Annotated in this window: 23 protein-coding genes; 15 read left to right on the top strand and 8 right to left on the bottom strand. The window is 66.8% G+C overall.

Translation table 11 applies throughout. From position 1 onward, the window contains the following. Positions 1 to 4 precede the first annotated feature (4 nt). A complete protein-coding gene (gene phnY, locus V5734_RS14285) occupies positions 5 to 1,450 on the top strand; it encodes a phosphonoacetaldehyde dehydrogenase (RefSeq protein WP_347310311.1) in 1,446 nt (481 codons plus the stop codon). A gap of 47 nt (positions 1,451 to 1,497) precedes the next feature. Continuing rightward, entirely contained in the window at positions 1,498 to 2,862 is a 1,365-nt protein-coding gene (pbfA, locus tag V5734_RS14280) for a (R)-1-hydroxy-2-aminoethylphosphonate ammonia-lyase (RefSeq protein WP_347310310.1), read from the top strand. Here the strand turns inward: pbfA and V5734_RS14275 are convergent. Then, the gene (locus tag V5734_RS14275; RefSeq protein WP_347310309.1) at positions 2,859 to 3,614 is read right to left on the bottom strand and encodes a DeoR/GlpR family DNA-binding transcription regulator; all 756 of its coding nucleotides are present in this window, start codon (positions 3,612 to 3,614) and stop codon (positions 2,859 to 2,861) included. The two genes, pbfA and V5734_RS14275, sit on opposite strands and share 4 nt — an antisense overlap. A gap of 221 nt (positions 3,615 to 3,835) precedes the next feature. Between V5734_RS14275 and V5734_RS14270 the strand changes: the two genes are divergently transcribed. The 5 genes from V5734_RS14270 to V5734_RS14250 all read left to right on the top strand — a co-directional run bounded on the left by V5734_RS14270 (position 3,836) and on the right by V5734_RS14250 (position 11,307). Further along, the gene (locus tag V5734_RS14270; protein WP_347310308.1) at positions 3,836 to 4,798 is read left to right on the top strand and encodes an ABC transporter substrate-binding protein; all 963 of its coding nucleotides are present in this window, start codon (positions 3,836 to 3,838) and stop codon (positions 4,796 to 4,798) included. A 76-nt stretch (positions 4,799 to 4,874) separates the two neighbouring features. Then, positions 4,875 to 5,906 (top strand): quaternary amine ABC transporter ATP-binding protein, encoded by a 1,032-nt coding sequence (locus V5734_RS14265; protein ID WP_347310307.1) that lies wholly within the window; start codon positions 4,875 to 4,877, stop codon positions 5,904 to 5,906. A 4-nt stretch (positions 5,907 to 5,910) separates the two neighbouring features. Beyond that, positions 5,911 to 7,908 (top strand): ABC transporter permease, encoded by a 1,998-nt coding sequence (locus V5734_RS14260; protein WP_347310306.1) that lies wholly within the window; start codon positions 5,911 to 5,913, stop codon positions 7,906 to 7,908. Between the two features lie 76 nt (positions 7,909 to 7,984). Continuing rightward, positions 7,985 to 8,872, top strand: a complete 888-nt coding sequence (locus V5734_RS14255; RefSeq protein WP_347310305.1) for a phosphotransferase — start codon at positions 7,985 to 7,987, stop codon at positions 8,870 to 8,872. Further along, positions 8,869 to 11,307 (top strand): GcvT family protein, encoded by a 2,439-nt coding sequence (locus V5734_RS14250; RefSeq protein WP_347310304.1) that lies wholly within the window; start codon positions 8,869 to 8,871, stop codon positions 11,305 to 11,307. The genes V5734_RS14255 and V5734_RS14250 overlap by 4 nt, the downstream gene beginning before the upstream one ends. A gap of 55 nt (positions 11,308 to 11,362) precedes the next feature. Here the strand turns inward: V5734_RS14250 and V5734_RS14245 are convergent, their stop codons facing one another. Further along, positions 11,363 to 13,027 carry a Na/Pi cotransporter family protein gene (locus V5734_RS14245; protein ID WP_347310303.1) on the bottom strand — a complete coding sequence of 555 codons (1,665 nt, stop codon included), beginning with the start codon at positions 13,025 to 13,027 and terminating at the stop codon, positions 11,363 to 11,365. Between the two features lie 155 nt (positions 13,028 to 13,182). Between V5734_RS14245 and V5734_RS14240 the strand changes: the two genes are divergently transcribed. From V5734_RS14240 to V5734_RS14210, 7 genes are all read left to right on the top strand, one after another. Beyond that, complete coding sequence (locus tag V5734_RS14240; RefSeq protein ID WP_347310302.1) at positions 13,183 to 14,085, top strand: LysR family transcriptional regulator; 903 nt, start codon at positions 13,183 to 13,185, stop codon at positions 14,083 to 14,085. A 123-nt stretch (positions 14,086 to 14,208) separates the two neighbouring features. Then, positions 14,209 to 14,697 carry an ester cyclase gene (locus V5734_RS14235; protein ID WP_347310301.1) on the top strand — a complete coding sequence of 163 codons (489 nt, stop codon included), beginning with the start codon at positions 14,209 to 14,211 and terminating at the stop codon, positions 14,695 to 14,697. 27 nt (positions 14,698 to 14,724) lie between these two features. Further along, entirely contained in the window at positions 14,725 to 15,879 is a 1,155-nt protein-coding gene (locus V5734_RS14230; protein ID WP_347310300.1) for an ABC transporter substrate-binding protein, read from the top strand. Between the two features lie 88 nt (positions 15,880 to 15,967). Next, positions 15,968 to 16,993, top strand: coding sequence for an ABC transporter ATP-binding protein (locus tag V5734_RS14225; RefSeq protein WP_347310299.1), 1,026 nt, complete (start codon positions 15,968 to 15,970; stop codon positions 16,991 to 16,993). Next, the gene (locus V5734_RS14220) at positions 16,990 to 17,925 is read left to right on the top strand and encodes an ABC transporter permease (RefSeq protein WP_347310298.1); all 936 of its coding nucleotides are present in this window, start codon (positions 16,990 to 16,992) and stop codon (positions 17,923 to 17,925) included. The genes V5734_RS14225 and V5734_RS14220 overlap by 4 nt, the downstream gene beginning before the upstream one ends. Continuing rightward, the gene (locus tag V5734_RS14215; RefSeq protein ID WP_347310297.1) at positions 17,915 to 18,724 is read left to right on the top strand and encodes an ABC transporter permease; all 810 of its coding nucleotides are present in this window, start codon (positions 17,915 to 17,917) and stop codon (positions 18,722 to 18,724) included. Before V5734_RS14220 ends, V5734_RS14215 begins: the two co-directional genes overlap by 11 nt. Before the next feature lie 12 nt (positions 18,725 to 18,736). Next, positions 18,737 to 20,176, top strand: a complete 1,440-nt coding sequence (locus tag V5734_RS14210; RefSeq protein ID WP_432759630.1) for a gamma-aminobutyraldehyde dehydrogenase — start codon at positions 18,737 to 18,739, stop codon at positions 20,174 to 20,176. 2 nt (positions 20,177 to 20,178) lie between these two features. Here V5734_RS14210 and V5734_RS14205 read toward each other — a convergent pair whose 3' ends face one another. From V5734_RS14205 to V5734_RS14185, 5 genes are read right to left on the bottom strand one after another with little or no spacing between them, the layout of a single operon-like run. After that, positions 20,179 to 20,874, bottom strand: a complete 696-nt coding sequence (locus V5734_RS14205; protein ID WP_347310296.1) for a CbiX/SirB N-terminal domain-containing protein — start codon at positions 20,872 to 20,874, stop codon at positions 20,179 to 20,181. Between the two features lie 36 nt (positions 20,875 to 20,910). Beyond that, complete coding sequence (gene modC / locus V5734_RS14200) at positions 20,911 to 21,972, bottom strand: molybdenum ABC transporter ATP-binding protein (RefSeq protein ID WP_347310295.1); 1,062 nt, start codon at positions 21,970 to 21,972, stop codon at positions 20,911 to 20,913. Next, on the bottom strand, positions 21,969 to 22,649 hold the full coding sequence (gene modB, locus V5734_RS14195) for a molybdate ABC transporter permease subunit (protein ID WP_347310294.1): 681 nt from the start codon (positions 22,647 to 22,649) through the stop codon (positions 21,969 to 21,971). Before modB ends, modC begins: the two co-directional genes overlap by 4 nt. Continuing rightward, complete coding sequence (modA, locus tag V5734_RS14190; protein WP_347310293.1) at positions 22,646 to 23,374, bottom strand: molybdate ABC transporter substrate-binding protein; 729 nt, start codon at positions 23,372 to 23,374, stop codon at positions 22,646 to 22,648. Before modA ends, modB begins: the two co-directional genes overlap by 4 nt. Before the next feature lie 58 nt (positions 23,375 to 23,432). Beyond that, positions 23,433 to 23,804: a winged helix-turn-helix domain-containing protein gene (locus V5734_RS14185; RefSeq protein WP_347310292.1), complete on the bottom strand. Its 372-nt coding sequence runs from the start codon at positions 23,802 to 23,804 to the stop codon at positions 23,433 to 23,435. Between the two features lie 72 nt (positions 23,805 to 23,876). On the opposite strand from V5734_RS14185, the gene aguB reads away from it, so the two are divergent. Further along, positions 23,877 to 24,746 carry an N-carbamoylputrescine amidase gene (gene aguB / locus V5734_RS14180; protein ID WP_432759629.1) on the top strand — a complete coding sequence of 290 codons (870 nt, stop codon included), beginning with the start codon at positions 23,877 to 23,879 and terminating at the stop codon, positions 24,744 to 24,746. Between the two features lie 6 nt (positions 24,747 to 24,752). Here the strand turns inward: aguB and V5734_RS14175 are convergent, their stop codons facing one another. Then, on the bottom strand, positions 24,753 to 26,162 hold the full coding sequence (locus tag V5734_RS14175; protein ID WP_347310291.1) for an amidase: 1,410 nt from the start codon (positions 26,160 to 26,162) through the stop codon (positions 24,753 to 24,755). Between the last annotated feature and the right edge of the window lie 85 nt (positions 26,163 to 26,247).

Here is a 26,247-nt window from a genome sequence, read left to right as displayed (position 1 = left end):
GGACATGAAGATCGAGGTCCGGCACGAAGGCATGCGGATCGGCGGCGAGACGGTCTTCACCGACAAGGTGATCGAGGTCCGCTATCCCTATACCGACGAAGTGGTGGGGACGGTCCCGGCCGGAACCGCCGAACATGCCCGCCGCGCCTTCGAGATTGCCGCCAATTACCGCTCGAAGCTGACGCGCTACGAGCGCAGCCAGATCCTGAAGCGGGCGGGCGAGCTGATCGGCGAGCGGCGGGATTATCTGGCCAAATGGCTTGTGCTGGAGCTTGGCATCTGCTGGCAGCACGCGGTCTATGAGACGAAACGCGCGCAGGATGTCTATACCTTCGCCGCCGCGCAGGCGCTGCAGGACGACGGGCAGATCTTTTCCTGCGACCTCACCCATAACGGCAAGGACCGCAAGATCTACACCAAGCGCGAGCCGGTGCGGGCGATCAGCGCGATCACGCCCTTCAACCACCCCCTGAACATGGTCAGCCACAAGATCGCGCCGTCGATCGCGACCAACAATTGCATGGTCTGCAAGCCGACCGAACTGACGCCGCTCACCGCACTGACCCTCGCCGATATCCTCTACGAGGCCGGGCTGCCGCCCGAGATGTTCCAGGTGGTGACCGGCCTGCCGGCCGATATCGGCGACGAGATGATCACCAACGAGAACATCGACATCATCACCTTCACCGGCGGCGTGCCGGTGGGCAAGATGATCGCGGCGAAAGCCGTCTACAAGCGTCAGGCGCTGGAACTGGGCGGTAACGACCCGCTGATCGTGCTCAACGACCTCGACGATGCCGATCTGGAAAAGGCGGCGACCATTGCCGTCGCGGGCGCCACGGGCAATTCCGGCCAGCGCTGCACGGCGATCAAGCGCATCCTCGTGCAGGAAAGCGTCGCCGACCGCTTCGTGCCGCTGGTGCTGGAGAAGGCGAAGAAGATCCGCTTCGGCGACCCGATGGACCCCGCGACCGAGCTTGGCTGCGTCATCAGCGCGAAGGCGGCGGCGCTCTTCGAAAGCCGTGTCTACAGGGCGGCGGAGCAGGGCGCGAAGGTCCTCTACGATCCCGGCCGCAAGGGCGCGCTCCTGCCGCCGATCGTCGTGGACCGCGTGCCACACGATTCCGAACTGGTGATGGAGGAGACCTTCGGTCCGGTGATCCCCATCGTCCGCGTGCCCGACAATGACGCGGAGGTCATGCGGATCTCGAACGGCACGGAGTTCGGCCTCTCCTCCGGCGTCTGCACCAACGACTTCCGCCGCATGCAGGCCTATATCGAGGGGCTGAACGTCGGCACCGTGAACATCTGGGAACAGCCCGGCTACCGCATCGAGACCTCGCCCTTCGGCGGCATCAAGGACAGCGGCAACGGCGTCAAGGAAGGCGTCACCGAAGCCATGAAGTTCTTCACAAACGTCAAGACCTATTCGCTCCCATGGCCACGTTAGGCCCCGTGGAGGGTGCGGGAGCCTCCGGCGGAGGTATTTTGGGCAAGATGAAAGCTGAGAGCCGGATCACCCATACCGAGGGCGAGTCGAACACCTCCGAAGCCCGCCGGAAATGGGCGGCGTGCCATCCCGATGCCGCGACGCGGGATCTCCTGGCGCGGGATGCCGAGGCCTTCCTCCACCAGTCGCTGTCCTCGCCCTGTCTTTCGACAATCGCGAAGGCCGAAGGGATCTGGATCGAGGACACGGCTGGACGGCGGTTCATGGATTTTCATGGTAATTCCGTGCACCATATCGGTTACTCCCATCCGCGTGTTGTGGCTGCGATCAAGGCGCAGCTCGACGATCTGAGCTTTTCCCCGCGCCGATTCACCAACGATGTTTCGGTGGAACTGGCGGAAACCTTGGGCAAGATCGTGCCAGGCGATCTGGGCAAGGTGCTCTTCACCACCGGCGGGTCGGATGCGAACGAGGTCGCGCTGAGGATCGCGCGGGCAGCGACGGGGCGGTTCAAGACACTGAGCTTCTGGGACGCGTTCCACGGTGCCGGGTTCGGCGCGTCGTCGGTCGGCGGCGAAGCGACGTTCCGGAGTGGTATCGCGGGGCCGCTCCTGCCGGGGGCCGAGCATGTCGCGCCCTTCAACTGCTATCGCTGCGCCTATGGGCATGCGGGGCCGGAACGCTGCGGGTTGGCCTGTGCGAAGATGGTGGATTACGTCCTCGAGCGGGAAGGCGATGTCGCCGCCGTCATCGCCGAGCCGATGCGGGCGGTGCCGGTTGTGCCGCCGCCCGGGTTCTGGAAGGCGGTGCGGGCCGCCTGCGATCGGCATGGCGCGCTCCTGATCATAGACGAGATCCCGACCGGCCTCGGCAAGACCGGCGCGATGTTCGCCTTCGAACATGACGGGGTGATTCCCGATATCGTGACACTCGGCAAGGCGCTCGGCGGGGGAATCCTGCCGATCGCCGCAGTCGTGGCGCGGCGCGACCTCGATGTCTGCGGCGACTTCGCCATCGGTCACTATACGCATGAGAAGAACCCGGTCACGGCGCGGGCGGCGCTGGAAACGCTTGCGGTGATCCGCGACGAGGGGCTGGTCGCGCGGGCGGCGGAGCTTGGGGCGCATGCGCAGACGCGGCTGCGTGAGGCGCTCGGCGATCACCCGCTGGTCGGCGACATTCGCGGACGGGGCCTGATGTTCGGCGTCGAGATCGTCGAGGACCGCGATACCAGGGTGCCGGCGAAGGAGCGGGCCGAACGGATCTATTACCGCTGCCTCGAGGCGGGGCTCAGCTTCAAGATCAGCGCGGGATGCGTGCTCACCCTGTCGCCACCCATGGTGATCGGGCGCGCGGATCTGGACCGGGCGCTTGGCATCGTCGTGGAGGCGGTCCGGGCCGAGGCGGTCTAGCCCGCCAGCGTCAGGGTGGTGCCGGCGGCGTCGAGGGCCGCCGTGATCTCGGGCGCGGGCGGCTGGTCGGTGATCACCTCGCCGATACCGTCGAACCCGGCGACGCTGATGAGGCCGCGCCGGCCGAATTTCGTGTGATCGGTGACGACGACCCGGCGTTCCCCGCGCGACAGGACGAGGCGGGCGAATTCGGCCTCTTCCAGCGCGTAGTCCATCACCCCGCACGGATCGACGGCACCGGCGGAGATCACCGCATGGTGGACCGTGAACCGGGCGATGAAGTCGAGGGCGGACTTGCCGAAGGCCGCGCCGGAATCGCTGCGCAACTCGCCGCCGGCCATGTAGACCCGGTTGCCGTTGACGGTGGCGAGCGTGCGGGCGATGTCGGAGGAGTTGGTGACGACCGTCAACCGCCGGTGCCCCATCAGTTCGCGGGCGACATAGCTCGTCGTCGTGCCCGTGTCGAACATCACGGATTCGCCGTCATGGATCGACGCCGCGAGGGCCCGGGCGATCGCCTGCTTCGCCGCCGCGTTCTCGCGCATCCGCTTCTGGAACGGCGCCTCGCCGATCTGTCCGGCAAGCCCGACGGCGCCGTGGACGCGCATCACCGCGCCGGTCTCGCTGAGCGGTTTCACGTCGCGCCGTACGGTTTCGAGCGAGACCCCGAGTTGTCGGGCGAGGTCCGAGATCGTCACGGTGCCCTCGGTCTCGAGGATCTTGAGGATATCGGAATGGCGTTTGGACAGCATGATCGGGCTCCGGTGATGGCGCGATCTTAGGCGAGATGGTGAGGGTCCGCAATTATCGGGCGTGAAACGGGCGCAAAAAACACAAAAAACCACACATGGAGATTGACGGAATCACTTCGCTCGGCCCTACTTGACGGCAGGGACGGGCAGGGCGCGCTGACGGTGCCCCGTGGAACGACCGTCCGAAGACCGGCGAAGCCGGCCGAACAGGGGGTTCACCAATGTCCAAGACCAATACCGTTATCCGGGGCCGCGCGATGGCCGTGTCGGCCGCCGCGCTTCTTGCCGGGGCCGCTTTGGCCCAGGAATCCACCGATCCGATCAAGCTGACGCTGCATGACTGGACTGGTCAGCTGATCACCACCCAGCTCATGGGCGATATCCTGCAAGAGGCGGGTTACAACGTCGAATACGTGCAGGCCGATTACCTCGCGCAGTTCGCAGGCCTTGAGACCGGCGATCTGCATGTCGCGATGGAAATGTGGGAAACGACGGGGCGCGACGCGATGGATGCGGCCACCGCGACCGGCAAGGTCGAGAATTTCGGCCCGACCGGAATGAAGGCCAAGGAGGAGTGGTGGTATCCGACCTATATGAAGGAGAAATGCCCCGGACTGCCGAATTGGGAAGCCTTGAAGGACGAGGCCTGCGCCGAGGCGTTCTCCACCGCCGAAACCGCGCCCAAAGGGCGCTATCTCGGCGGGCCGGTGACCTGGGGCGGCTTCGACGACGAGCGGGTCGAGGCGCTCGACCTGCCGTTCGAGGTGATCCATGCCGGCACGGACGCGGCGCTCTTTGCGGAGCTTGAAAGTGCCTATCAGCGTCAGGCGCCGATCATGCTCTGGATCTACGCGCCGCACTGGGCGCCGGCCAAGTACGAAGGCGAATGGGTCGAATTCCCGGAATACACGGCCGAGTGCTACACCGATCCGGCCTGGGGCTTGAATCCCGACATGGCCTATGATTGCGGCAAGCCATTCGGCGAGATCTGGAAGGTCGGCTGGGCCGGCGTGAAGGACAAGTGGCCGGGCGCCTATGCCGCGATCCAGGCCTTCACCATCGACAATGCCGAGATGGGCGCGATGATCACCGACGTCGATCTGAACGGCAAGACCGTGGAAGCGGTCGCCGACGAGTGGATGGCCGCGAACGAGGGCCGCTGGAAGGGCTGGATCGGGCAGTAATCCGCCCGGTTCCACCGCCTCCCGCCCGTGCGGCTCCCGGCGCGGGCGGGTCACTGACGCCTTTTTCGGACATGAGATGACCGACGCCACGTCCCTGCCTTCCGACGCCAAGCTTGTCTGCCGAGAGGTCTGGAAACTCTTCGGTGCCCGTGCGGGCGAGGTGTTGGGGGCGCTCGGCCCCGAACCGGACGTCGCGCGCATCGTCGGTGCCGGGCTGGTGCCGGCGGTGCGCGCCGTCAACCTCGCCGTGCGCGAGGGCGAGATCTTCGTGATCATGGGGCTCTCGGGGTCGGGGAAGTCGACGTTGGTGCGCCTGATGTCGCGGCTGATCGAACCGACCTCGGGCGAGATCCTCTTCAACGGCCGCAACCTTCTGGCGGCGTCGACCGAGGAGATGGTGGAGATCCGCCGCCACAAGATGGGGATGGTCTTCCAGCATTTCGCGCTTCTGCCGCATCTGACGGTCTTGGGGAACGTTGCCTTTCCGCTCGAAATCCAGGGCGTGGGGCGGGAGGAGCGCGAGGCGCGGGCACGGAAGATGATCGCGCTCGTCGGCCTGGCAGGGCGGGAGGACGCATTGCCGCGCCAGTTGTCCGGCGGCCAGCAGCAACGGGTGGGCATCGCCCGCTCGCTTGCCGTCGAACCCGAGCTCTGGTTCCTGGACGAACCGTTCTCGGCTCTCGATCCGTTGATCCGGCGCGAGATGCAGGACGAGTTCATGCGTCTGCAATCGGTGCTGAAGAAGACCATCGTCTTCATTACCCACGATTTCGACGAGGCGATCCGGCTGGCCGATCGGATCGCGGTGATGAAGGACGGCGCGATCGTCCAGCAGGGCACGCCGGAAGAGATCGTGATGAGCCCCGCGACCGATTACGTGCGCGAATTCACCCGGGCCGTGCCGAAGGCCAAGGTCGTGCGGGTGAAAAGCGCGATGCGGCCCGCGACAGGTCCGGCCAGCGGAACGGTGTCGGAACGCGCGACGGTGGCCGAAGTGGCGCCGATGTTCCTCGACGCGGGCGAGGTTCTCGCGGTGACGGGGCCGGATGGCGCGGTCACGGGGCACCTCCACCGCGCCGATGTCGTCAAGCTGATGCTCGGAGGGTGAGGGGATGGCCGAGGTCTCCGTTCCTTCGTCGCGGATCTGGCCCCGGTGGTCGGGCTGGGCCCTGGCACTTGGCGTCTTCGTCCTGATCTGGGTCGCCGGCAAAGATCTTGCCCCCTGGGCGTTCGATTGGCCGAAGGCGCAGACCGTGCCTGTCGCGCGGTGGATCTCGGCCTTCACCAAATGGCTGCTGAACGAAGCCACGTTCGGGCTTTTCACCTTCGCCGAGCTGACGCGCTTCATCGCCGCCGTCATCGACTTTCCCTACCGGGTCGTTCTGTCGCTGCTCTCGACCGGGTTCCTGAAGGGGCAGGGATCCGGGGCGGTGCAGGTCTTGCCGCCGCTGAGCTGGATCGCGGTGATCGCGGTCTTCGCAATCATGGGCGCCTGGGCCGGGGGGCGACGGCTCGCCCTGCTGGTCGCGGCCTGTTTCATCTTCATCGCGGTCTTCGGGCAGTGGCAAAGCGCGATGGTGACGCTCGCCTCGATCCTTGTCGCGGTGCCGCTGGGTGTCGCCGGCGGGCTCTTTCTCGGCATCCTCGCCTGGCGGAGCCGGCTATTCGAGCGGGCGATCCGTCCGGTCCTCGATCTGATGCAGACGATCCCGGTCTTCGCCTATCTGGTGCCGATCCTCTTTCTCTTTGGCTTCGGGCCGACGGCGGCAGTGGTCGCGACGCTGATCTACGCGATGCCTCCGATGACGCGGGTGACGCAGCTCGCGCTGGCGCGGGTGCCAAGGGAACTTTCGGATCTTGGTCACATGGTTGGCTGCACGCCTCGGCAGATGCTCTGGCGGGTCATGGTGCCGTCGGCCCGGGATGCGCTGATGGTCGGTGTCAATCAGGTCATCATGCTCAGCCTCAACATGGTGATCATCGCTTCGATGATCGGCGCGGGCGGTCTTGGCTTCGACGTTCTTGCGGCGCTGAGGCGGCTCGATTTCGGCGCGGGACTCGAGGCCGGGTTCGCCATCGTGGCGCTCGCCATCGCGCTCGACCGGCTGAGCCATGCGGTGGCGACGCGGCAGGGCAGGGTGATTGGCGGACGAATGGTTGCGCGCCACCCTTATCTCGCGGCGGCGCTCGCCACAGTCCTGATCGCGGGGGCTCTGGGTCTGGCGGCGCCGTCGGTGCAGACCTATCCGGCCGCCTGGGAGCTGTCGACCGGCACCTTCTGGAGCCGGGTCGTGGAATGGATCAACGTCAACTTCTTCGACTTCCTCGAGGCGATCAAGAACGCGGTCCTGCTCAACCTCCTCGTCCCGTTCAAGCGCTTCCTTCTGGGTCTGCCTTGGGCAGGGGTTGCCGGTCTTCTCGCCCTCGCGGGCTGGCGGCTCGGCGGCTGGCGCCTCGCGGGTCTGACCGGTGCCCTCGCCGTGCTGATCGCAGTGGCCGGGCTTTGGGAAAAGGCGATGATCACCGTCTATCTCTGCGGGATCTCGACCGTGATCGCGATGCTGATCGGCCTGCCGATCGGCATCCTAGCGGCCGAGCGTGACCGGCTCTGGACCGTGGTGCGCGTGGTCATCGACACGCTCCAGACGCTGCCCTCCTTCGTCTATCTCATGCCGGCGGTGATGCTGTTCCGGGTCGGCGACTTCACCGCGATGATCGCGGTCGTGGCCTTCGCGGTGGCCCCGGCCATCCGCTACACGGTGCTGGGGCTCAGGGGCGTCGATCCGCGGCTGATCGAGGCGGGACGGGCGATGGGCTGCACGGACCGGCAGATCCTCACCCGGATCCGGCTGCGGCTCGCCCTGCCGGAGATCCTTCTTGGCCTCAACCAGACAATCATGTTTGCGCTTTCGATGCTTGTCATCACCGCGCTCGTCGGCACCCGCGATCTGGGGCAGGAGGTCTATATCGCGCTGACCAAGGCCGATCCGGGGCGCGGGCTGGCGGCGGGTCTGGCGGTGGCGTTCATCGCGATCATCGCCGACCGGCTGATCCATGCCGGCGCGAGGGCGGCGCGTGCGCGGCTCGGGCTCGGGGAGGGGGCGGCATGAGGGTCGGGCGGCGCGCAGCGGCGGAGTGCGGATGCCTCCGGCGGGGATATTTCCGGCAAGATGAAGGGGCGGGCGCATGAGTTTGGACCGCATCGCTGCTTTGCCTTGTTGGGTGGGGGAGATTTCGGCCGAGCCGCTGGCGGGCGGGCTGTCGAACGAGAGCTGGAAGGTCGCCGATGCCGCCGGTGTCCACGTCGTGCGCTTTGGCGAGGACTTCCCGTTCCATCATGTCAGTCGCGCCAACGAGGTGATGGCGGCGCGGGCCGCGCATGCGGCCGGGTTCGCGCCCGCGGTGGAATTCACCGCCCCCGGTGTCATGGTCTCTGCCTTCGTCGAGGCGCGGACCTGGGGGGAGGCGGAGGTCCGCTCCGATCCGGCGCGGCTCGGGCGGCTCCTGCGCGACTTTCATGCGCGGATGCCGCGCGAAGTCTCGGGGCCGGGCGTCATCTTCTGGGTCTTCCACGTCATCCGGGACTATGCCCGGACCCTTGCGGGCAACGGCAGCCGGTTCGCCGGCGATCTGCCGCTTCTGGTGTCGATCGCGGATGCGATGGAGGCCGCGCAGGTGCCACTCCCCATCGTCTATGGTCACCACGATCTTCTGCCCGCGAACTTCCTTGAGGATGCCGGCGGGCGGCTCTGGCTCATCGACTACGAATATGCCGGGTTCGGCACGGCGATGTTCGATCTTGCCGGTGCGGCCTCCAATGCCGGGATGGGGGAGGCAGAGGCAGAGGCGCTGCTGGCGGCCTATTTCGGCGCCCCGCCGGATTCCGCCACGCGACGCGCCTTCGACGCGATGCAATGCGCGAGCCTCGCGCGCGAGGCGATGTGGGCGATGGTGTCGGAAATCTTCCTCGCCGCACCCGGTGCCGACTACGGTGCCCATGCGCGCGACTATCTCGGCCGGCTCGACGCCGCGCTCGACCGTTATCAATCCCTTCACGGAAAGATCGCCTCATGACCTTGCCTTCGCACGCCCAGATCGTCGTCATCGGCGGCGGCATCATCGGCTGTTCGACCGCCTATCACCTCGCGCGAGACCACAAGGCGGACGTTGTGCTTCTGGAGCAGGGGAAGCTCACCTCCGGCTCCACCTGGCATGCGGCGGGATTGGTGGGGCAGCTCCGGTCGTCGGCCTCGATCACCCGGGTGCTGAAATACTCGGTCGAGCTTTACAAGGAACTGGCGGCGGAGACGGGGCTGGAGACCGGGTGGAAGATGACCGGCTGCCTGCGCCTTGCCACCAACGAGGACCGCTGGACCGAATACAAGCGGCTCGCCACGACGGCGCGGAGCTTCGGGATGGAGATGCATCTCGTGTCGCCGGAAGAGGTGAAGCGGATGTGGCCCTTGATGGAGGTCTCCGATCTCGTCGGGGCAAGCTGGCTGCCGACGGACGGTCAGGCGTCCCCTTCCGACATCACCCAGAGCCTCGCCAAGGGCGCGCGGATGCATGGGGCGAAGATCCATGAAGAGATCCGGGTCACGGGCTTCGGAATGGAGGGCGGAAGGATCACCTCCGTCAAGACCTCGGCGGGTGAGATCACCTGCGAGAAAGTCGTGAACTGCGCCGGGCAATGGGCGCGGCAGGTGGGCGCGATGGCGGGGATCGAGGTGCCGCTCCAGGCCGTGCGCCACCAGTATATCGTGACCGGGAAGGTGCCGGGGCTGGCGGGCGACGCGGCGACGATCCGCGACCCGGACCGGCGCACCTATTTCAAGGAAGAGGTCGGCGGCCTCGTCATGGGCGGCTATGAGCCGAACCCGCAGCCCCTGCCCACGGGCGATATTCCGAACGACTGGCAGTTCCACCTCTTCGAGGACGACTACGACCATTTCGAACAGCATCTGGTGCAGGCGATGGCGCGGGTGCCGGCGCTGGAGACGGTCGGCGTCAAGCAAATGATCAACGGGCCGGAGAGCTTCACCCCGGACGGCAACTTCATCCTCGGTCCCGCGCCCGAATGCGCCAACATGTATGTCGGCGCCGGGTTCAACGCTTTCGGGATCGCGAGCGGTGGCGGCGCGGGCTGGGTGCTGGCCGACTGGGTCATGAACGGCGAGGCGCCGCTCGACCTCTGGGTGGTCGATATCAGGCGGTTCTCGGCGATGCATCGCGACCGGCAATGGGTTTCGGACCGGACCTGCGAGGCCTATGGCAAACATTACACGATCGGTTTTCCGCATGAGGAATACACCTCCGGCCGGCCGCGCATCACCTCACCGCTTTACGAGCGGCTGAAGGCGCATCGGGCGGTCTTCGGTTCGAAGCTCGGCTGGGAGCGGGCGAACTGGTTCGCAACCGAGGGGATGGTGGCCGAGGACGTCTATTCGATGGGCCGCCAGAACTGGTTCGCCCCGGTCGGAGAGGAACACCGGCATGTGCGCGAGGCGGTCGGCATCTTCGACCAGTCGTCCTTCGCGAAATACGAAGTGACCGGGGCGGATGCAGCCCGCGCGCTCGAACATGTCTTCGCCAACAAGGTCGCCAAGGGGCCGGGGCGGCTGACCTATACGCAGGCGCTGAACTCGCGCGGCGGGATCGAATGCGACCTGACCGTCGCGCAACTGGCCGAGGACCGGTTCTACCTGGTCACCGGCACCGGGTTCCGCACCCATGACCACGCCTGGATCGCGGAACATCTTCCGAAAGGCGACGTGGCGTTCCGCGATATTACCGAGGATTGGGGCGTGCTGTCGCTAATGGGGCCGAAGGCACGGGAGGTGATGGCGCGGGTGACCGAAGCGGATGTGTCGAACGCGGCGTTCCCCTTCGGCCATGTGCGGGAGATCGGCGTCGCCGGCGCAACAGTCCGGGCGCTGCGCGTGACCTATGTGGGGGAGCTGGGCTGGGAACTGCATGTCCCGCTGGCTGCGACGGGGGCAGTCTTCGATGCGCTGATGGCGGCGGGCGCGGGCGCGGGGATCCGGCCGGTCGGCTACCGGGCGATTGAATCGCTGCGGCTGGAGAAGGGCTATCGCGCCTGGTCGTCCGATATCACCCCGAACGACACGCCGTTCGAGGCCGGGCTCGGCTGGGCGGTGAAGCTACGTTCGAATGCGGAATTCATTGGTCGCCCGGCGCTGGAAGCGGCATGGGGCGGGCGTCTGAAAAAGCGCCTGGCCGGGTTCACGCTCGACGATCCCGATGCCGTTCTGGTCGGGCGCGAGACGATCCTGCGGGACGGGCAGCCGGTCGGGTATCTGACCTCGGGCGGGTATGGGTACACGGTCGGCAAGAGCATCGGCTACGGCTATGTCCGCAACCCGGACGGCGTCACCGACGATTTCCTCGGCTCGGGGCGCTACGAACTTGTCGTGGCCAATGAGGTTCTTCCGGCGCGGATCGCGATGGCGCCATTCTACGACCCGGAGAACCTGCGTATTCGATCCTGATGCGACAACCCACTCGGAGAAATTCGATTTTTTTCCGTTAGTTGCGCGCCGATATTCAACTCTTTCCGCGGCTGAGGCGGCTTGCGAGCAGGTCGCCCGTTTCCGACAGGATCGGATAGGCGATCATCGTGAAGGCGGAGTTCACCTGCTTCAGCGCACGCAGGGTTTCCTGATGGATGTTCGAGGTCTCGATGCTTTCCGTCAGGCCCTGCTTCAGGCGGTCGAGATGCGACCGTTGCAGGCGCTGTTCGATGTCGCGGACATGGTCCTTTTCCTCGACGAGGGCGCGGGCGGCGTCGGGGTTGAGCGTCATCAGCACGTTCAGGCCGGATTGGGCGTTCGACAGGACCCGGTCGTGAAAATCGCGGATCTCGCGCCAGCCGGTCTCGGAGAATGCGGCTCCGCTTTGATCGAGCCGCCGCGCTAGGCCGAGCATCGTGTCGGCGATCGCGTTGCCGGCACTTTCGAGATTGACCGCCATGTCGGCAAGCTCCAGCCCCCGCCGCGCGACATCCTCGTCGTTCAGATTTCGTTGCAGCTTTGCCAAATAAAGCTTTGTTGAGATGTGCATTTTGTCGAGTTCCGTTTCCTTCGCGCGGATCGCGGAGGCGGTCGTGTCGTTCCATGTCTCGTAAAGGCCGACGACGGAGCGAAGCATCGCCTCCACCCCTTCGCCCATCTGCAGGACTTCGCGCGCGGCACAGGCGAGCGCGCGGTCGGGATGCTGAAGGGCTGCGGGGTCGAGCGCGCTGATCCGCGACAGGTTCGCGGCCTCGGCAGGCGGCGTCACCCAGCGGGAGACGAGCTGCAACACCGGTCCGATCGCCGGCAATGCCAGAAGCGCCAGCGCAAGGTTGAAGACGAGGTGCAGGTTGATCACCTGCCGCGCCGGGGTGGCGCCGAGAAGGTCGAGGGGTGGCGTGAAGACCGAGAGACCAAGCAGCGCAAGGGCCGCGCCGCCGCCCCTGAGCGAGAGGTTGGCGATGATCACGCGGCGCGCGGCAATGTCGGAGCCAAGGGTAAGGACATAGGCGATGATCGCGCCGCCGAGATTGGCGCCTAGGACCATCGCGATGCCGGCCGTCACCGGGAGCACACCCTCGGCGGCCAGGGTCACGAACAGGAGGACCGCCGCGACCGAGGAATGCACGGCCCAGGCGAAGAGCGCCCCAATGACGAAGGCCGTTACCGGATCGCCGCCGAGATAACCCATCGCGCTGACCAGACCGGCGCTGTCGCGGAGCGGTTCCGTCGCCGTTCGTATCATCGCCAGCGACACGAAGATGAGCGCGAGACCGATAAGCACGCGGCCCGCCATCCGGTAGTCCCGGCTATTGGCCTTGAGGAAAAGCGCCACGCCCGCCACCAGCAGCACCGGCACCAGCCAGTCGGCGCGAGTCAGCAGGATCTGCGCCACGATCGCCGAGCCGAGATCGGCGCCGAGCAGGATCGCGAGGCCCGCCATGGCGGCCAGCGTTCCCGCGCCGACGAAATTCGCGGTCAGGATCGCGACCGCAGTCGAGCTTTGCAGGACGATCGCGGCCCCGGTCCCTGTCAGCGCGGCCAGCAGCCGGTTCTCGGCCCCCCGCCGCAAGAGCCGCCGAAGCGGCACCGACCACCCGCGTTCCACGCCGGTCCGAACCAGCCGCACGGCCCAGATCAGGAGGGCGGCGGCGCCGGCGACATGCAGCAGGAACAAGAGCGGCGAGGTTTCAGGCATTTTGTCGTCCTTGTGCTGTCCCGAGTCTCGCTGTCATAAAACTGTCACATAACCTTTACAATCCGCCAGTTTCCGCCCTTTGCCACTCCGTCAGTCCTGTTGACTTCAATCCGCCGAGGCCTCAGTTGGGTCAGTGGGGCGCTGCGGAGGTGCGGTTGGCATTCACCATCAGACAGTTGCAATTCTTCGTTGCTGCGGCCGAGAAAGCCAGCGTTTCCGGCGCTGCGCGGGCCCTTTCCATTTCCCAGAGTTCGGTCACCGAGGCGATCCAGTCGCTTGAGGACGATCTGGGCGTGATGCTCTTCGAGCGCAAGGCGCGGGGGCTTGAACTGACCCACAAGGGGTCGCTGTTCCTGCGCCATGCGACCCAGATCCTCGGCGACGTTTCGAACGCGCGGATGGCGTTCCGGGACGAGGCGGGGCAGATGGCTGGGAAGCTGTCGCTCGGCGTCACCTCGCTCGTGGCGGGTTATGTGCTTTCCGACATCCTTTCGCGCTTTCGGCGGGCCTGGCCGCAGGTGGAGCTCTCGGCGATCGAGGACAATGGCGACTATCTTCAGCACCTGCTCATCGGCGGCGAGCTCGACGTCGCGGTCATGCTGACATCGTCGATCCGCGACCGGGCGGCGATGCATGTGGAGCAGCTTCTGGTCTCTCCCTACCGGCTCTGGCTGCCGCTCGGCCATCCGCTGACCGATGCGGAGGCGATCTCGCTCGACCAGTTGGCGGGCGAGCAGTTGATCCTGCTCACGGTCGACGAGATCGAGGAGAGCACCCGCAAGCTGATGGCGGCGCTGTCGGTCAAGCCGGACATCGCCTTCCGCACCCGCTCGGTCGAGGCGGTCCGCAGCCTCGTGGCGACTGGGGCCGGCGTGGCAGTGCTGCCGTCGCTCGTCTACCGGCCGTGGTCGCTTGAGGGCGACCGGATCGAGATCCGCGACGTTTCGGGCGATCTGCCCTCGGTGCAGGTGGGCCTGTGCTGGCGCAAGGGGGCGCCCCTGTCCGACCTGGCACGGGCATTCATCCGGACCGCGCAGGGGGCCGTTCCGGAACGTTAAAATATCGGAATTTCCGAACGGACGTATCTTTCTTTTGATATTGCGATTGGTGCGAGGTGGCCGCAATGCTTTTCCTGTCGTGGTTCCGCGGGGGGCGGAACCCGATTTTCAGGGAGTCACCAGATGGCAATTTCGGCTTCGTGTGCGGTGCGTGCGCTGGCGCTGCCAGTGGCAGTGATGTGGGGCATGGGCGCCCTGGCGCAGGACGCGCTCTCCGTCGTGGACGGCTACATGGCCGCCTGGAATGCGCATGACAGCGCCGCGGCGGCGGAATTCTTTGCCGACGGGGTCGTCTATTACGATGCCTCGGTCGGCACGCCCGTGGAGGGCAGAGAGGCGGCGAAGACCCAGGTGGTGGATGCTTTCATCAACGCTGCGCCGGACGCGGCCTGGACCCGCGACGGCGAGCCGGTCGTCAGCGGCAACGCCGTCGCCTTCGAATGGACCTTCGGCGGCACGAATACCGGCGACTGGGCCGATGGGACAAAGGCCACCGGCAAGGCGTTCAGCTTCCACGGCATGTCGCTGTTCCGAGTCGAGGACGGCAAGATCGCCCGCCAGTCCGACTATTACGACGCGCTCGGATTCTACAAGCAACTGGGCCTGATGTAACCGGCCCGCGACAGGAGAGGTATGACGATGATGAAACGGTTTCTGCTGACATCGGCCGCGCTGGTGCTGGCCAATGCGGGCGCTGCGTCCGCGCAGATGACGTCTGTCGGAGACGGCGAGGGGCAGGTCGATATCGTCGCTTGGCCGGGCTATATCGAGCGGGGCGAGACCGATGCCGCCTTCGACTGGGTGACCAAGTTCGAGGAAGCCACCGGCTGCAAGGTCAATATCAAGACCGCTAACACCTCGGACGAAATGGTGGCCCTGATGAACGAGGGCGGTTTCGACCTCGTGACCGCGTCGGGCGACGCCTCACTGCGTCTTGTCGCGGGCAAGCGGGTGCAGGCGATCAACACGGACCTCATTCCCTCCTGGTCGAAGGTGGATGACCGGCTGAAGGACGCGCCCTGGTTCACAGTGGACGGCGTGCATTACGGCGTACCCTACCAGTGGGGGCCGAACGTCCTGATGTACAACACCGATGTCTTCCCCGAGGCGCCCACGTCGTGGAACGTGGTCTTCGAGCCGATGGATCTGCCGGACGGCAAGCCGAACAAGGGCCGGGTTCAGGCCTATGACGGGCCGATCCATGTCGCCGATGCCGCGCAATACCTAATGGCGCACAAGCCGGAACTGGGCATCACGTCGCCCTACGAGCTGAACGAGGACCAGTACAAGGCGGCGCTCGACCTGCTGCGCCAGCAACGCGAACTCGTGAGCCGCTATTGGCATGACGCCTTCATCCAGATGGACGACTTCAAGAACGAGGGCGTCGTCGCCTCCGGCTCCTGGCCGTTCCAGGTCAACCTCCTGAAATCCGAGGGGCTGCCGATCTCCTCGACCATCCCGTCGGAAGGGGCGACGGGCTGGGCCGACACCACGATGATGCAGGCCGACGCCGCGCATCCGAACTGCGCCTACAAGTGGATGGAACACACGCTGTCGTCGAACCTGCAATCCGACCTCTCGGTCTGGTTCGGGTCGAACCCGGTGACGCCGGCCTCGTGCTCCGACGGGTCGGGGATGCAGAACGCGGAAGGCTGCACCGCGAACGGGATGGACGATTTCGAGAAGATCCGGTTCTGGACCACGCCGGTGGCCAACTGCTCGCAAGGGGAAGGGGCGTGCGTGCCCTACTACCGCTGGGTTTCCGACTATATCGGCGTGATCGGCGGCCGCTGACGCCCGACCTCCGCCCGGCGTCCGAGGGGCGCCGGGACCGGACTGCTCCGCCCTCCGCGCGCATGCGGGGGTATCAGGGATGTTTTTCATGACCGCAGCCGTCGAATTCTGCTCCGTCTCGCGCCACTACGGGACGGTGCGGGCCGTGGACAATGTCGATCTCTCCATCGCCGAGGGGTCATTCTTCGCCATGCTCGGGCCGTCCGGTTCCGGCAAGACAACCTGTCTGCGGCTGATCTCGGGGTTCGAGAAGCCCACGTCCGGAACGGTGCGCATCTTCGGCGAGGATATGGGCGACGTGCCGCCCAACCGCCGACAGGTGAACACCGTGTTTCAGGACTACGCGCTCTTTCCCCACATGTCGGTGCGCGACAATGTCGCCTATGGGCTCATGGTCGCCGGCATCGGCCGCCAGGCCCGCCATGAGCGGGCCGAGGAGATGCTGGCGCTCGTGAAGCTCGACGGCTTTGGCGACCGCAAGCCGGCGCAGCTGTCCGGCGGGCAGCGCCAGCGCGTCGCGCTGGCGCGGGCGCTGGTGAACGAGCCGCGGGTGCTTTTGCTCGACGAGCCGCTCGGGGCGCTTGATCTGAAGCTCCGCGAGGCGATGCAGGACGAGTTGAAAAGTCTTCAGCAACGCCTTGGGATCACGTTTGTTTTCGTCACCCACGATCAGGGCGAGGCGCTCAGCATGGCCGACAAGGTCGCCGTCTTCAACGAAGGCCGCGTGGCGCAGGTGGGCACGCCGGCCGAGATCTATGAGCGTCCGGCGACGCGGTTCGTCGCGGATTTCGTCGGGTCGTCGAATGTCCTGCCGCCGGATCTGACGGCAGCCCTTGGCGGGCCGCGGGCGTGGGCGAGCCTCAGGCCGGAGGCGATCGCGATCGCACCGGCGGGCCGTCTGACGGGCACCGTCACGGGAGCGCGCTATCTCGGTGCCGGCACGCGGCTCAGCGTGCGGGCTGGGGCGCTGCCCCAGACCCCGGGATATTTGGAGCAAGGTGAAGGCGAGATCGCGGTTCTGGTGCCGGCTGGGGTGCCGGTGCCTGAGATTGGGGCCGAGGTGTCGCTCGACTGGGATCGGGCGGCGCTTCATGCGATGGAGGGCGAGGCGTGAGCGGGGCGGCGCATCCGGCAAGGGGGACGGGTGACCGGCTGGCGGGCCTTTTCTGGCGGCATCCGAAGCTGCTGACCCTCGTGCTGCTGCTGCCGCCGCTGCTCTGGCTGGGCGTCGTCTATCTCGGGTCGCTGGTGGCGCTCCTGGTGCAGAGCTTCTATTCGATCGACGAGTTCTCCGGCCTCGTCGTGCCGGAATTCACGCTGAAGACCTATGGCGAGCTGCTGATTCCGGCCAATGCCGACATCATCCTCAGGACCGTGGCGATGGCGGCGGCGGTGACGCTGGCAGCCGTCGTCGTCGCCTTCCCGGTCGCCTTCTTCGCGGCGCGCCACGCGAAGGGACGCTGGAAGGCGGTCTTCTATCTCGGGATCATGCTGCCCTTGTGGTCAAGCTATCTCGTCAAGGTCTATGCGTGGAAGCTGATCCTCGCCAAGGAGGGCATCGCCACCTGGGCCGCCGAGGGGATCGGCGCGGGGAATGTCCTGAACGCGATCCTGGCCACCCCGGTGATTGGCGGCAATTCGCTTTCCACGAGCTATATCGGGACCTTCATCGTCTTTCTTTACGTTTGGCTGCCCTACATGATCCTGCCGATGCAGGCGTCGCTGGAGCGTGTGCCGACGTCGATGCTGGAGGCGTCGGCCGACCTCGGCGCGGGCGGGTGGCGGACGTTCCGGAGCGTCATCCTGCCGCTGGCCCTGCCCGGGGTGATCGCGGGGTCGATCTTCACCTTCTCGCTCACGCTCGGCGACTACATCATTCCGCAGATCGTGGGGTCGAGCCGGTTCTTCCTTGGCCAGGCCGTCTATTCGTTGCAGGGCACGGCCGGAAACATCCCGTTGGCTGCGGCCTTCGCGGTGGTGCCGATCGCGATCATGCTGGTCTACCTGACGGTGGCGCGGAAGATGGGGGCGTTCGATGCACTCTGACGCGCGTCCGCCCCTTGGCCTCACCATCGGCGCCATTCTTGGCCTTGCCTTCCTGCATCTGCCGATCCTTCTCATCTTCCTCTACGCCTTCACGACCGAGGACCGGAGCTATCAGTTCCCGCCGCCCGGGCTCACGACGAAATGGTTCGCGGTGGCGTGGAACCGTGCCGACATCTGGCCGCCGCTCTATCTCTCGCTGAGGGTGGCCGCGATCTCGTCGGCGCTGGCGCTGGTCCTCGGCACGCTCTGCGCCGCCGCGATGGCGCGGGCGCGGTTTTTCGGGCGCGACACGATCTCGCTGCTGGTCGTGTTGCCGATTGCGCTTCCGGGGATCATCACCGGGATGTCGCTGCGCTCGGCCTTCGCGATCGGCGATATCCCGTTTTCGACCCTGACCATCGTCCTCGGCCACGCGACCTTCTGCATCGTCATCGTCTACAACAACGCCGTGGCCCGGTTCCGCCGCCTCGGGGCGTCGATGCTGGAGGCGTCGGCCGATCTTGGCGCCAGTCCCTTCCAGACCTTCCGCCATGTGATCCTGCCCAACCTTGGTTCGGCGCTTCTGGCGGGCGGCATGCTCGCCTTCGCGCTCTCGTTCGACGAGGTGATCGTCACGACCTTCACGGCGGGCCAGCAGTCGACCCTGCCGATCTGGATGCTGAACGAGCTTGTCCGGCCCCGCCAGCGGCCGGTGACCAACGTGGTGGCGATCGTCGTCTTCACGGCGACGTTCCTGCCGATCCTTGCAGCCTATTACCTCACGCGCGGCGGCGAAGAGACCGCCGGCGGAGGGAAATGAAAGGGAGAGCCCATGACCATGCAATTCGACACCGGCCTTCTCATCGACGGCGGGTTTGAACCCGGCCAGGAAGCTGGAGAGAAGGTTCTGAATCCGCGCACCGGCGGCCTGATCCTCGATCTGGCCGAGGCGTCGACCGATCAGGTGGATCGTGCCGTCGCCGCGGCGCGGGGTGCCTTCGAAGGCTGGTCGCGCACGACGCCGGGCGAACGGTCGGCGGCGCTTCTCGCCATCGCCGACCGGATCGAGGCAGAGGCCGACGGGTTCGCGGCGCTGGAAGCCCTGAACTGCGGCAAGCCGATCAACGCGGCGCGGAACGACGAGATTCCGGCCATCGTCGATTGCTTTCGGTTCTTCGCCGGCGCGGTCCGCTGCCAGAACGGGGCGATTGCCGGCGAATACCTTGCCGGCCACACCTCGATGATCCGGCGCGACGCGATCGGGGTCGTCGCCTCCATCGCGCCCTGGAACTATCCCCTGATGATGATGGCGTGGAAGCTCGCGCCGGCCATTGGCGGGGGAAATACGGTGGTGTTCAAGCCATCCGAGCAGACGCCGCTGACTGCGCTGAAGCTCGCCAGGATCCTTGCCGAGGTGCTGCCCGAGGGCGTCGTCAATGTCCTGCCGGGGCGGGGCGAAACGGTCGGCAACTACCTCATCAACCATCGCGGCGTCGACATGATCTCGCTGACGGGCGACGTGGCGACGGGCAAGAAGATGCTGGACGCCGCGGCGAAGACGGTGAAGCGGACCCATCTGGAACTGGGCGGCAAGGCGCCGGTCGTGGTCTTCGACGACGCGGACATTTCCGAGGTCGTGGAGGGGCTGAGGGCGTTCGGCTACTACAATGCAGGGCAGGATTGCACCGCCGCCTGCCGGATCTACGCGGGCAAGAAGGTCTATGACAATCTGGTGGCGGACCTGACCGCGGCCGTCTCCTCCATCCAGCTCGGCAACGAGGACGACACGACGAACGAGATCGGGCCGCTGATTTCGCTCCGCCAGCGCGACCGGGTGGCGAGCTTTGTCGAGCGCGCGCGCGAACAGAACCATATCCGGATCACCACCGGCGGCGAAGTGATGGGCGACGGCGGCTACTACTACCGCCCGACCGTCGTGGCCGGGGCGACGCAGAGCGACGAGATCGTGCGGCGCGAGGTCTTCGGGCCCGTCGTCTCGGTCACGCCGTTCTCGGATGTGGATGAGGCCGTCACATGGGCGAATGACAGCGACTATGGCCTCGCGTCATCGGTCTGGACCAGGGATGTCGGACGGGCGATGGGAACAGCGGCGCGGCTTCGCTACGGCTGCACCTGGGTCAACACGCATTTCATGTTGGTCAACGAGATGCCGCATGGCGGGCTGAAGCAGTCGGGCTACGGCAAGGACATGTCCGCCTATGCGCTCGAGGACTACACCGTGGTGCGCCACGTCATGGTCAAGCACGGCTAGCGTCAGGCCGCCGCGATCGCCTCGGCGATGAGCTGCGGCACCCGGGCGTCGGTGCCGAGGGGGGGGAGCGTGACACCCTGAAACCCGGCCGCGTGAAGGGCGGCCGGGATATCGTCCGTGACATGGCCCCAGCGGGCGACGAAGAGCGGCAGGCACAGGGCGCGCTTGCCGACATCCCCGGCGACTTCGACAAGCTCCGGCGCTTCCTCGATGAAGCCGAGGCGGCAATCGGCAAAGGCCAGCCGCGAGGAAATGGCGGTTTGCAGGCTTCGCGCGGCGGTGGCGGGACGCGGGCTGCGGCCCGATCCGTGGGCGGCGAGGATGAGCGTCGTCTCCTCTGGCTGCCAGCCTTGCGTCACGAGCGCATCCGTCAGGATATCGGCGGCGAGCTCTGCGGTTCCGGGCAGAAGGCCGAAGGGCGTAAGGATCCGGGCGTCAGGCGCGCCCGCTTCCGCAAGCCGGCGCGGCAGCAGCGATCTGATGAACCAGCCGTCGGCCATGAAGAACGGGAAGATAAGTGCGTTGTCAGAAGGTTGAAGCGCATTCTTCAAGCTTTCCGACGCCGCGAGGGTGGCCGACCCGATCCGCCAGTCGGGTAGCCGCCCGGCGACATTCCGTGCCAGCGCCGCCATCTCCGCCTCCGGCGGTTCGGGATCGGACGGTTGCCCGTGCGCGACGATGAGAGCGTGTCGTGTCATGGAGGATGAGCCTAGCTGATCGGTGGCCGAAGGCAATCAGTCGCGTGCCAAAGCCACCGTCTTCAGGATCGCGTGGCAGGCGACACCCGGCGCAAGGCCGAGGGTCGCGGTAGACCGGCGGGTGATCCGGGCCCGGAGCAGCGTGCCGCCGCAGTCGAGGGCAATGTCGGCAGAGGCGGGGCCCGCCCCGGTGACGGAGCGCACGACGGCGGGCAGGATGTTGAGCGCGCTCAACCCCTCGGGCCTCTCACGCGCGAGCATGACGTCGCGGGCGCGGACGAAGAGCCGCACCCTGGCGCCGTCGGCGCCAAGCCGCTCGGGTGTCAGGATCGTGCCGCCGGGAAAAGCGAGGGCGCAAAGGCCATCCTCGGTCATGCCCTCGACGGTGGCGGCGATCAGGCTGCCCGGTTCTTCGCCGGACAAACCCGGGGCGAGCGTGGGATCGCTGAGGATGTCGGATGTGGGGCCGAAGCCGGTGATGCGGCCCTCGGCCAATGTCAGCATATGGCCGCAAAGCCGCGCGACTTCGGAATGGACATGGCTGATATAGAGGATCGGGATCTTGGCTTCGTCCCGTAACTCCTCAATATAAGGGAATATTTCCTGACGCCTTGCGTGATCGAGCGCGGAAAGCGGCTCATCCATGAGGATCAGGCGCGGTGCGGTCAGAAGCGCCCGCGCAAGGGCGACCCGCTGCGCCTCGCCGCCCGAAAGGGTTTCGGGCCGGCGATCCATGAGCGGGGCAAGACCGAAGCGGTCGATCATCGCGGGCAGGGCTTGAACCTGGCCTGCCCGCCGCGCCGCGTAGGCGAGGTTGCCACGCACGTCGAGGTGACTGAACAGGCGCGGGTCCTGAAAGACGGTGGCGACGCGGCGGCGATGCGGCGGCACGAAGCTCCGCCCGTCTTCCCAGACCTCGTCCGCGAAGGCGACCCGTCCTGCGCCCCTTTCGAAGCCGGCGATCACGCGCAGAAGCGTGCTCTTGCCGGCGCCGCTGGGGCCGAACAGGGCCGTGACCCCGGAAAGCGGTATAGACTGGTAGATTTCCAGTTTGATACCAGAGAGTTGCAGCTTGATTCTGAGGTCCAGAACGCTCATGCCTGGCCCCGCTGCCGGCTGCGGCCATTGAGGGTGTAGAGCGCCAGAAGGATCGCGAAGGACAGGGCCAGGAGGAGGCCTGAAAGAAGATGCGCGGTCGCGTAGTCGAGGGTTTCGACATCTTCGTAGATCGCGATGGAGATGACCCGCGTCTCGCCCGGAATGTTACCGCCGACCATCAGCACCACGCCGAATTCGCCGAGCGTATGGGCGAAGGTCAGGATCGCGGCCGTCAGATAGCCCCGCAGCGACAACGGCGCGGCGACGGTCAGGAACGCGTCACAGGGGCTGGCGCCAAGGCTCGCCGCCGCCTCCATCGGTGCGCGGCCGAGGGTGGTGAAGGCCGCCTGAAGCGGCTGAACCGTGAACGGCAACGAATAGATCAGCGAGGCGAGGACGAGACCGGCAAAGGAGAATGTCAGCGTGCCGCCCGTCACCGACAGCCAGAAGGCCCCGAAGGGCGCCGTCGGATTGAATGCCAGAAGCAGGTAGAAGCCGAGCACGGTCGGCGGCAGGACGAGGGGCAGGGCGGTGATCGCCTCGAAAACCGGGACGATGCGCGAGCGGCTGCGCGCCAGCCACCACGCAAGTGGTGTTCCGAGGACCAGAAGGAGCACCGTCACGATCGCGGCGAGCTTCAGTGTCAGCCAGAGAGGGGCGAGGTCTGCAAGCGTCATGGGGCGGTCGTGTAACCGAATCGCGCGATCACCGCCCGGGCGGCATCGGAGCGGAGATAGGCGAGGAACGCGGATGCGGCCGGGTTGCCCTCACCATGCGCCAGCAGGACTGCATCCTGCCGGATCGGATCGTGGTGATCTGCCGGCACCGTCCAGCCCGTGCCGGTCCCATCGGTCACGGCCGAGCCTGCGACAAAGCCCAGTTCGGCCGCGCGCGAGGCGACGAGCGCATGCGTCTGGCCGATATTCTCGCCGGTGACGAACTTGTCGGAGAGGTCCGGCAGCCCCATGAAGGCGAGGGATTGCATCGCGGCTTTGCCGTAGGGCGCGATCTCAGGATTGGCGATGGCGATGTGACGGGCGGCCCGCAGGGCGGCGGTCGGGTCGCCGAGGTCGGCGGCGGGGTTCGCGGACCAAAGGACAAGCTGCCCGACCGCATAGGTGAACCGGCTCTCGCTGTCCGCGAACCCCTCCGACACCAGTCGGTCCGGCGTCGTCGTATCGGCGGCGAGGAAGACGTCGAACGGCGCGCCCGCCTCGACCTGGGCGGCGAGCTTGCCGGTGGCGGCCGCGCTCAACTCGATCCGGTGTCCCGTTTCGCCCTCGAACGCCGGTGCCAGCGCCTCCACCACCGGGCGGAAATTGGTCGCGACGGCGACAAGTGCCGTTTCGGCCCGGACGGGCACGGCCAGCGCGATGAAAAGGGCCGACAGAAGCAGACGCATCCCAGACTCTCGTTATGTCCGAGCGGAGATAACGGCAGGAAGCGGCGCTAGGCAAGCGTTATTTCCGGGCGGGAATAACGGACAGCCCGACAAGCTCCGCGATCTCTGCGGCAAGGGTGGTGTCTGCCTTGGCCTGCATCGTCCTGTAGAGGGCCAGCACCCTCTGTCCGGTCTCGGTCAATTCGGCCCCGCCATGCCCGGCGCCGCCCCGGCTCGCGCTCACCAATGGCTCGTGGAACATCCCGTTCAGCACGTCGACGAGGCCCCAGGCACGCTTGTAGCTCATCCCCATGCGCTTGCCCGCGGCCGAGATCGAGCCGGTCTGGGCGATCCCTGCCAGGAGGTCCGCCTTGCCGGGGCCGATCCAGTCGCCCCCCGCGACGACGAGGCGGAGCTTGAGGCCGGGGTCGGATTTTGGTGTTCTCGTCATACTGCTTTCGAATCCTGCCGGACCGCGCCATGGTACGGGGGCGAGTGCGGCAGGAAAAGGCGGGGGACGATCATGCGCGAGGTCACGGTCGCGGTCACGCAATTCGCATGCTCATGGGATCTGCCGTCCAATCTCGACAAGGCGGAGGCGCTGGTGCGCCGGGCGGCCGCGGACGGGGCAGGTGTGATCGTGATCCAGGAACTCTTCGCCGCGCCCTATTTCTGCATCACCGAAGATCCCCGCCATTTCGCCCTCGCCGCCCCGTTCGAGGGCCATCCGGTCATTGCCCGCTTTGCCGATCTGGCGCGCGAACTCGGCGTCGTCCTGCCGGTCACGGTCTTCGAGCGGGCGGGGGAAGCGCATTTCAACACGCTGGCGATGATCGACGGGGACGGACGCGTGCTCGGCCGCTACCGCAAGAGCCATATCCCGCAAGGACCGGGATACGAGGAGAAATACTACTTCACACCGGGCGATACCGGATTTCGGGTCTGGGAAACGGGCTTCGGCCGGATCGGTGTCGGCATTTGCTGGGACCAATGGTTTCCCGAAGCCGCGCGCGCCATGGCGCTTCAGGGGGCCGAGATGCTCCTCTATCCGACCGCCATCGGATCGGAACCGCCGGCGCCCGGCTACGACAGCCAGCCACACTGGGAAATGGCGATGCGCGGCCACGCGGCGGCGAATATCCTGCCGGTCGCCGCCGCGAACCGGATCGGACGCGAGGTGCAGGATGGGCGGGAGGTCACGTTCTACGGCTCGTCCTTCATCGCCGACCAGACCGGGCAGCTCGTCGTCAAGGCGGGGCGCGACGGCGAGGCGGTGCTGCTTGCCAGTTTCGATCTCGACGCGATACGCGACCTCCGCCGCAGCTGGGGGGTCTTCCGGGACCGACGGCCGGATCTCTACGCCGCACTTCAGGGCTTTGACGGTCGGAGCTGATAGCGATCAGAGCAAAGGCGGCCGCCGGTTCGGCCAGTCCGTGGCCCGGTGATAGGCATGGCCCATCGCGAGGATCGCCGCGTCGGCCCCGGTCCGCCCGAAGAGCTGCATCCCCATCGGCAGGCCGTTCTCCCCGAACCCGGCCGGCACGGCGAGGCAGGGCAGACCGATGAGACTGACTGGCACCACGACCTCCATCCAGCGGTGATAGGTATCCATCTTCCGCCCGCCGATCGCCTCGGGCCAGCGCCATTCCGCCGGGAAGGGCCAGACCTGCGCCGCCGGGAGCGCCAGCGCATCGAACCGGTGGAAGAGCCGCGCAGCGGCGGCGTACCAGCGCGACCGGATGACGCTTGCCGCGTAGACATCGGCGGCCGACAGCCCGAGCCCGCGCTCGATCTCCCACAGGGTTTCGGGTTTCGTCATGGCCCGCTTGGCCGGGTCGGAAGCAAGGTCGGCCTTCGCCCCGGCATTCAGCATCGCGCGAAGCGTGGTCCAGGACCGCCACAGATCCTCCGCCGCGAAGGGCGGGGCAAGCGGCTCGACGATGGCGCCTTCCGTCTCGAAGACCGCCAGCGCAGCCTCGCAAAGACCGGCGATGCCGGGTTCAAGCGCATAGGCGCCGCCCCAGTCGGCAAGCCAGCCGATGCGCTTGCCGCGAAGGGGTTGGTCGAGACCGGCGGCAAAATCCTCGCCGGGTCGCCCGAACGGGGTCTCGGCATTCGGGCCGGCCAGCACGGACAGAAGCCGCGCGACATCCTCGGGGCTCCGCCCCATCGGCCCCTCGGTGGAGAGCGTTGAGAGGAACGTGTCGCCCTCGGCATCCTGCGGCACGAGGCCCCAGGTCGGGCGAAAACCGTAGACGTTGCAGAAGGCGGCGGGATTGCGCAGCGATCCCATCATGTCCGACCCGTCCGCGACCGGAACGAGCCGCGCCGCCAGCGCCGCCGCCGCGCCGCCCGACGAGCCGCCCGCGCTTCGGCCGAGGTCATAGGGGTTGAGCGTGGTGCCATGTACCGGGTTGAAGGAGTGTGACCCGTGCCCCCATTCCGGGGTGTTCGTCTTGCCGATGAGAATTGCCCCGGCCGCTTTCAGCCGCCGGGCGACAAGATCGTCGGTGTCCGGCACGAAATCCGCGTGAAGCGGCGACCCGTAGGTGGTCCGAAGCCCCTTCGTCGCCACCAGATCCTTGACCGCGACGGGCATCCCGTGCAGCCAGCCGCGCCTCTCGGAGCGCTCCGCCGCGGCCGCCTCCGCCATCAGGTCGGCCCTCGGCCGCAGCGACACGATCGCGTTGATCTTCGGATTGATCGCCTCGATCCGGTCGAGAAAGGCCGACATGACGTCGCGGACCGAAACCGCCCCGCCCGCGATCCGGTCCGACAGCTCCGTCGCGCTCAGACCCGTCAGGTCCACCGCCTTGCCCTTCTTCTGTTCAAAAATACTCTCGGGGGTCCGGGGGGCAACGCCCCCCGGCGGGTCGGGCGCGGCAGCGCCCGAA

This window comes from Defluviimonas sp. SAOS-178_SWC, from assembly GCF_039830135.1.
Lineage (GTDB): Bacteria > Pseudomonadota > Alphaproteobacteria > Rhodobacterales > Rhodobacteraceae > Albidovulum.
Note: the sequence above shows the minus strand (reverse complement) of the source record. Positions and strands in the feature narration are given on the sequence as shown.

Excerpts from the sequence above, each read along its gene's own strand:
- phnY (WP_347310311.1), top strand. The coding sequence starts at position 5 with ATGAAGATCGAGGTCCGGCACGAAGGCATGCGGATCGGCGGCGAGACG.
- pbfA (WP_347310310.1), top strand. The coding sequence starts at position 1,498 with ATGAAAGCTGAGAGCCGGATCACCCATACCGAGGGCGAGTCGAACACC.
- V5734_RS14275 (WP_347310309.1), bottom strand. The coding sequence starts at position 3,614 with ATGCTGTCCAAACGCCATTCCGATATCCTCAAGATCCTCGAGACCGAG.
- V5734_RS14270 (WP_347310308.1), top strand. The coding sequence starts at position 3,836 with ATGTCCAAGACCAATACCGTTATCCGGGGCCGCGCGATGGCCGTGTCG.
- V5734_RS14265 (WP_347310307.1), top strand. The coding sequence starts at position 4,875 with ATGACCGACGCCACGTCCCTGCCTTCCGACGCCAAGCTTGTCTGCCGA.
- V5734_RS14260 (WP_347310306.1), top strand. The coding sequence starts at position 5,911 with ATGGCCGAGGTCTCCGTTCCTTCGTCGCGGATCTGGCCCCGGTGGTCG.
- V5734_RS14255 (WP_347310305.1), top strand. The coding sequence starts at position 7,985 with ATGAGTTTGGACCGCATCGCTGCTTTGCCTTGTTGGGTGGGGGAGATT.
- V5734_RS14250 (WP_347310304.1), top strand. The coding sequence starts at position 8,869 with ATGACCTTGCCTTCGCACGCCCAGATCGTCGTCATCGGCGGCGGCATC.
- V5734_RS14245 (WP_347310303.1), bottom strand. The coding sequence starts at position 13,027 with ATGCCTGAAACCTCGCCGCTCTTGTTCCTGCTGCATGTCGCCGGCGCC.
- V5734_RS14235 (WP_347310301.1), top strand. The coding sequence starts at position 14,209 with ATGGCAATTTCGGCTTCGTGTGCGGTGCGTGCGCTGGCGCTGCCAGTG.
- V5734_RS14230 (WP_347310300.1), top strand. The coding sequence starts at position 14,725 with ATGATGAAACGGTTTCTGCTGACATCGGCCGCGCTGGTGCTGGCCAAT.
- V5734_RS14225 (WP_347310299.1), top strand. The coding sequence starts at position 15,968 with ATGACCGCAGCCGTCGAATTCTGCTCCGTCTCGCGCCACTACGGGACG.
- V5734_RS14215 (WP_347310297.1), top strand. The coding sequence starts at position 17,915 with ATGCACTCTGACGCGCGTCCGCCCCTTGGCCTCACCATCGGCGCCATT.
- V5734_RS14210 (WP_432759630.1), top strand. The coding sequence starts at position 18,737 with ATGACCATGCAATTCGACACCGGCCTTCTCATCGACGGCGGGTTTGAA.
- V5734_RS14205 (WP_347310296.1), bottom strand. The coding sequence starts at position 20,874 with ATGACACGACACGCTCTCATCGTCGCGCACGGGCAACCGTCCGATCCC.
- modC (WP_347310295.1), bottom strand. The coding sequence starts at position 21,972 with ATGAGCGTTCTGGACCTCAGAATCAAGCTGCAACTCTCTGGTATCAAA.
- modB (WP_347310294.1), bottom strand. The coding sequence starts at position 22,649 with ATGACGCTTGCAGACCTCGCCCCTCTCTGGCTGACACTGAAGCTCGCC.
- modA (WP_347310293.1), bottom strand. The coding sequence starts at position 23,374 with ATGCGTCTGCTTCTGTCGGCCCTTTTCATCGCGCTGGCCGTGCCCGTC.
- V5734_RS14185 (WP_347310292.1), bottom strand. The coding sequence starts at position 23,804 with ATGACGAGAACACCAAAATCCGACCCCGGCCTCAAGCTCCGCCTCGTC.
- aguB (WP_432759629.1), top strand. The coding sequence starts at position 23,877 with ATGCGCGAGGTCACGGTCGCGGTCACGCAATTCGCATGCTCATGGGAT.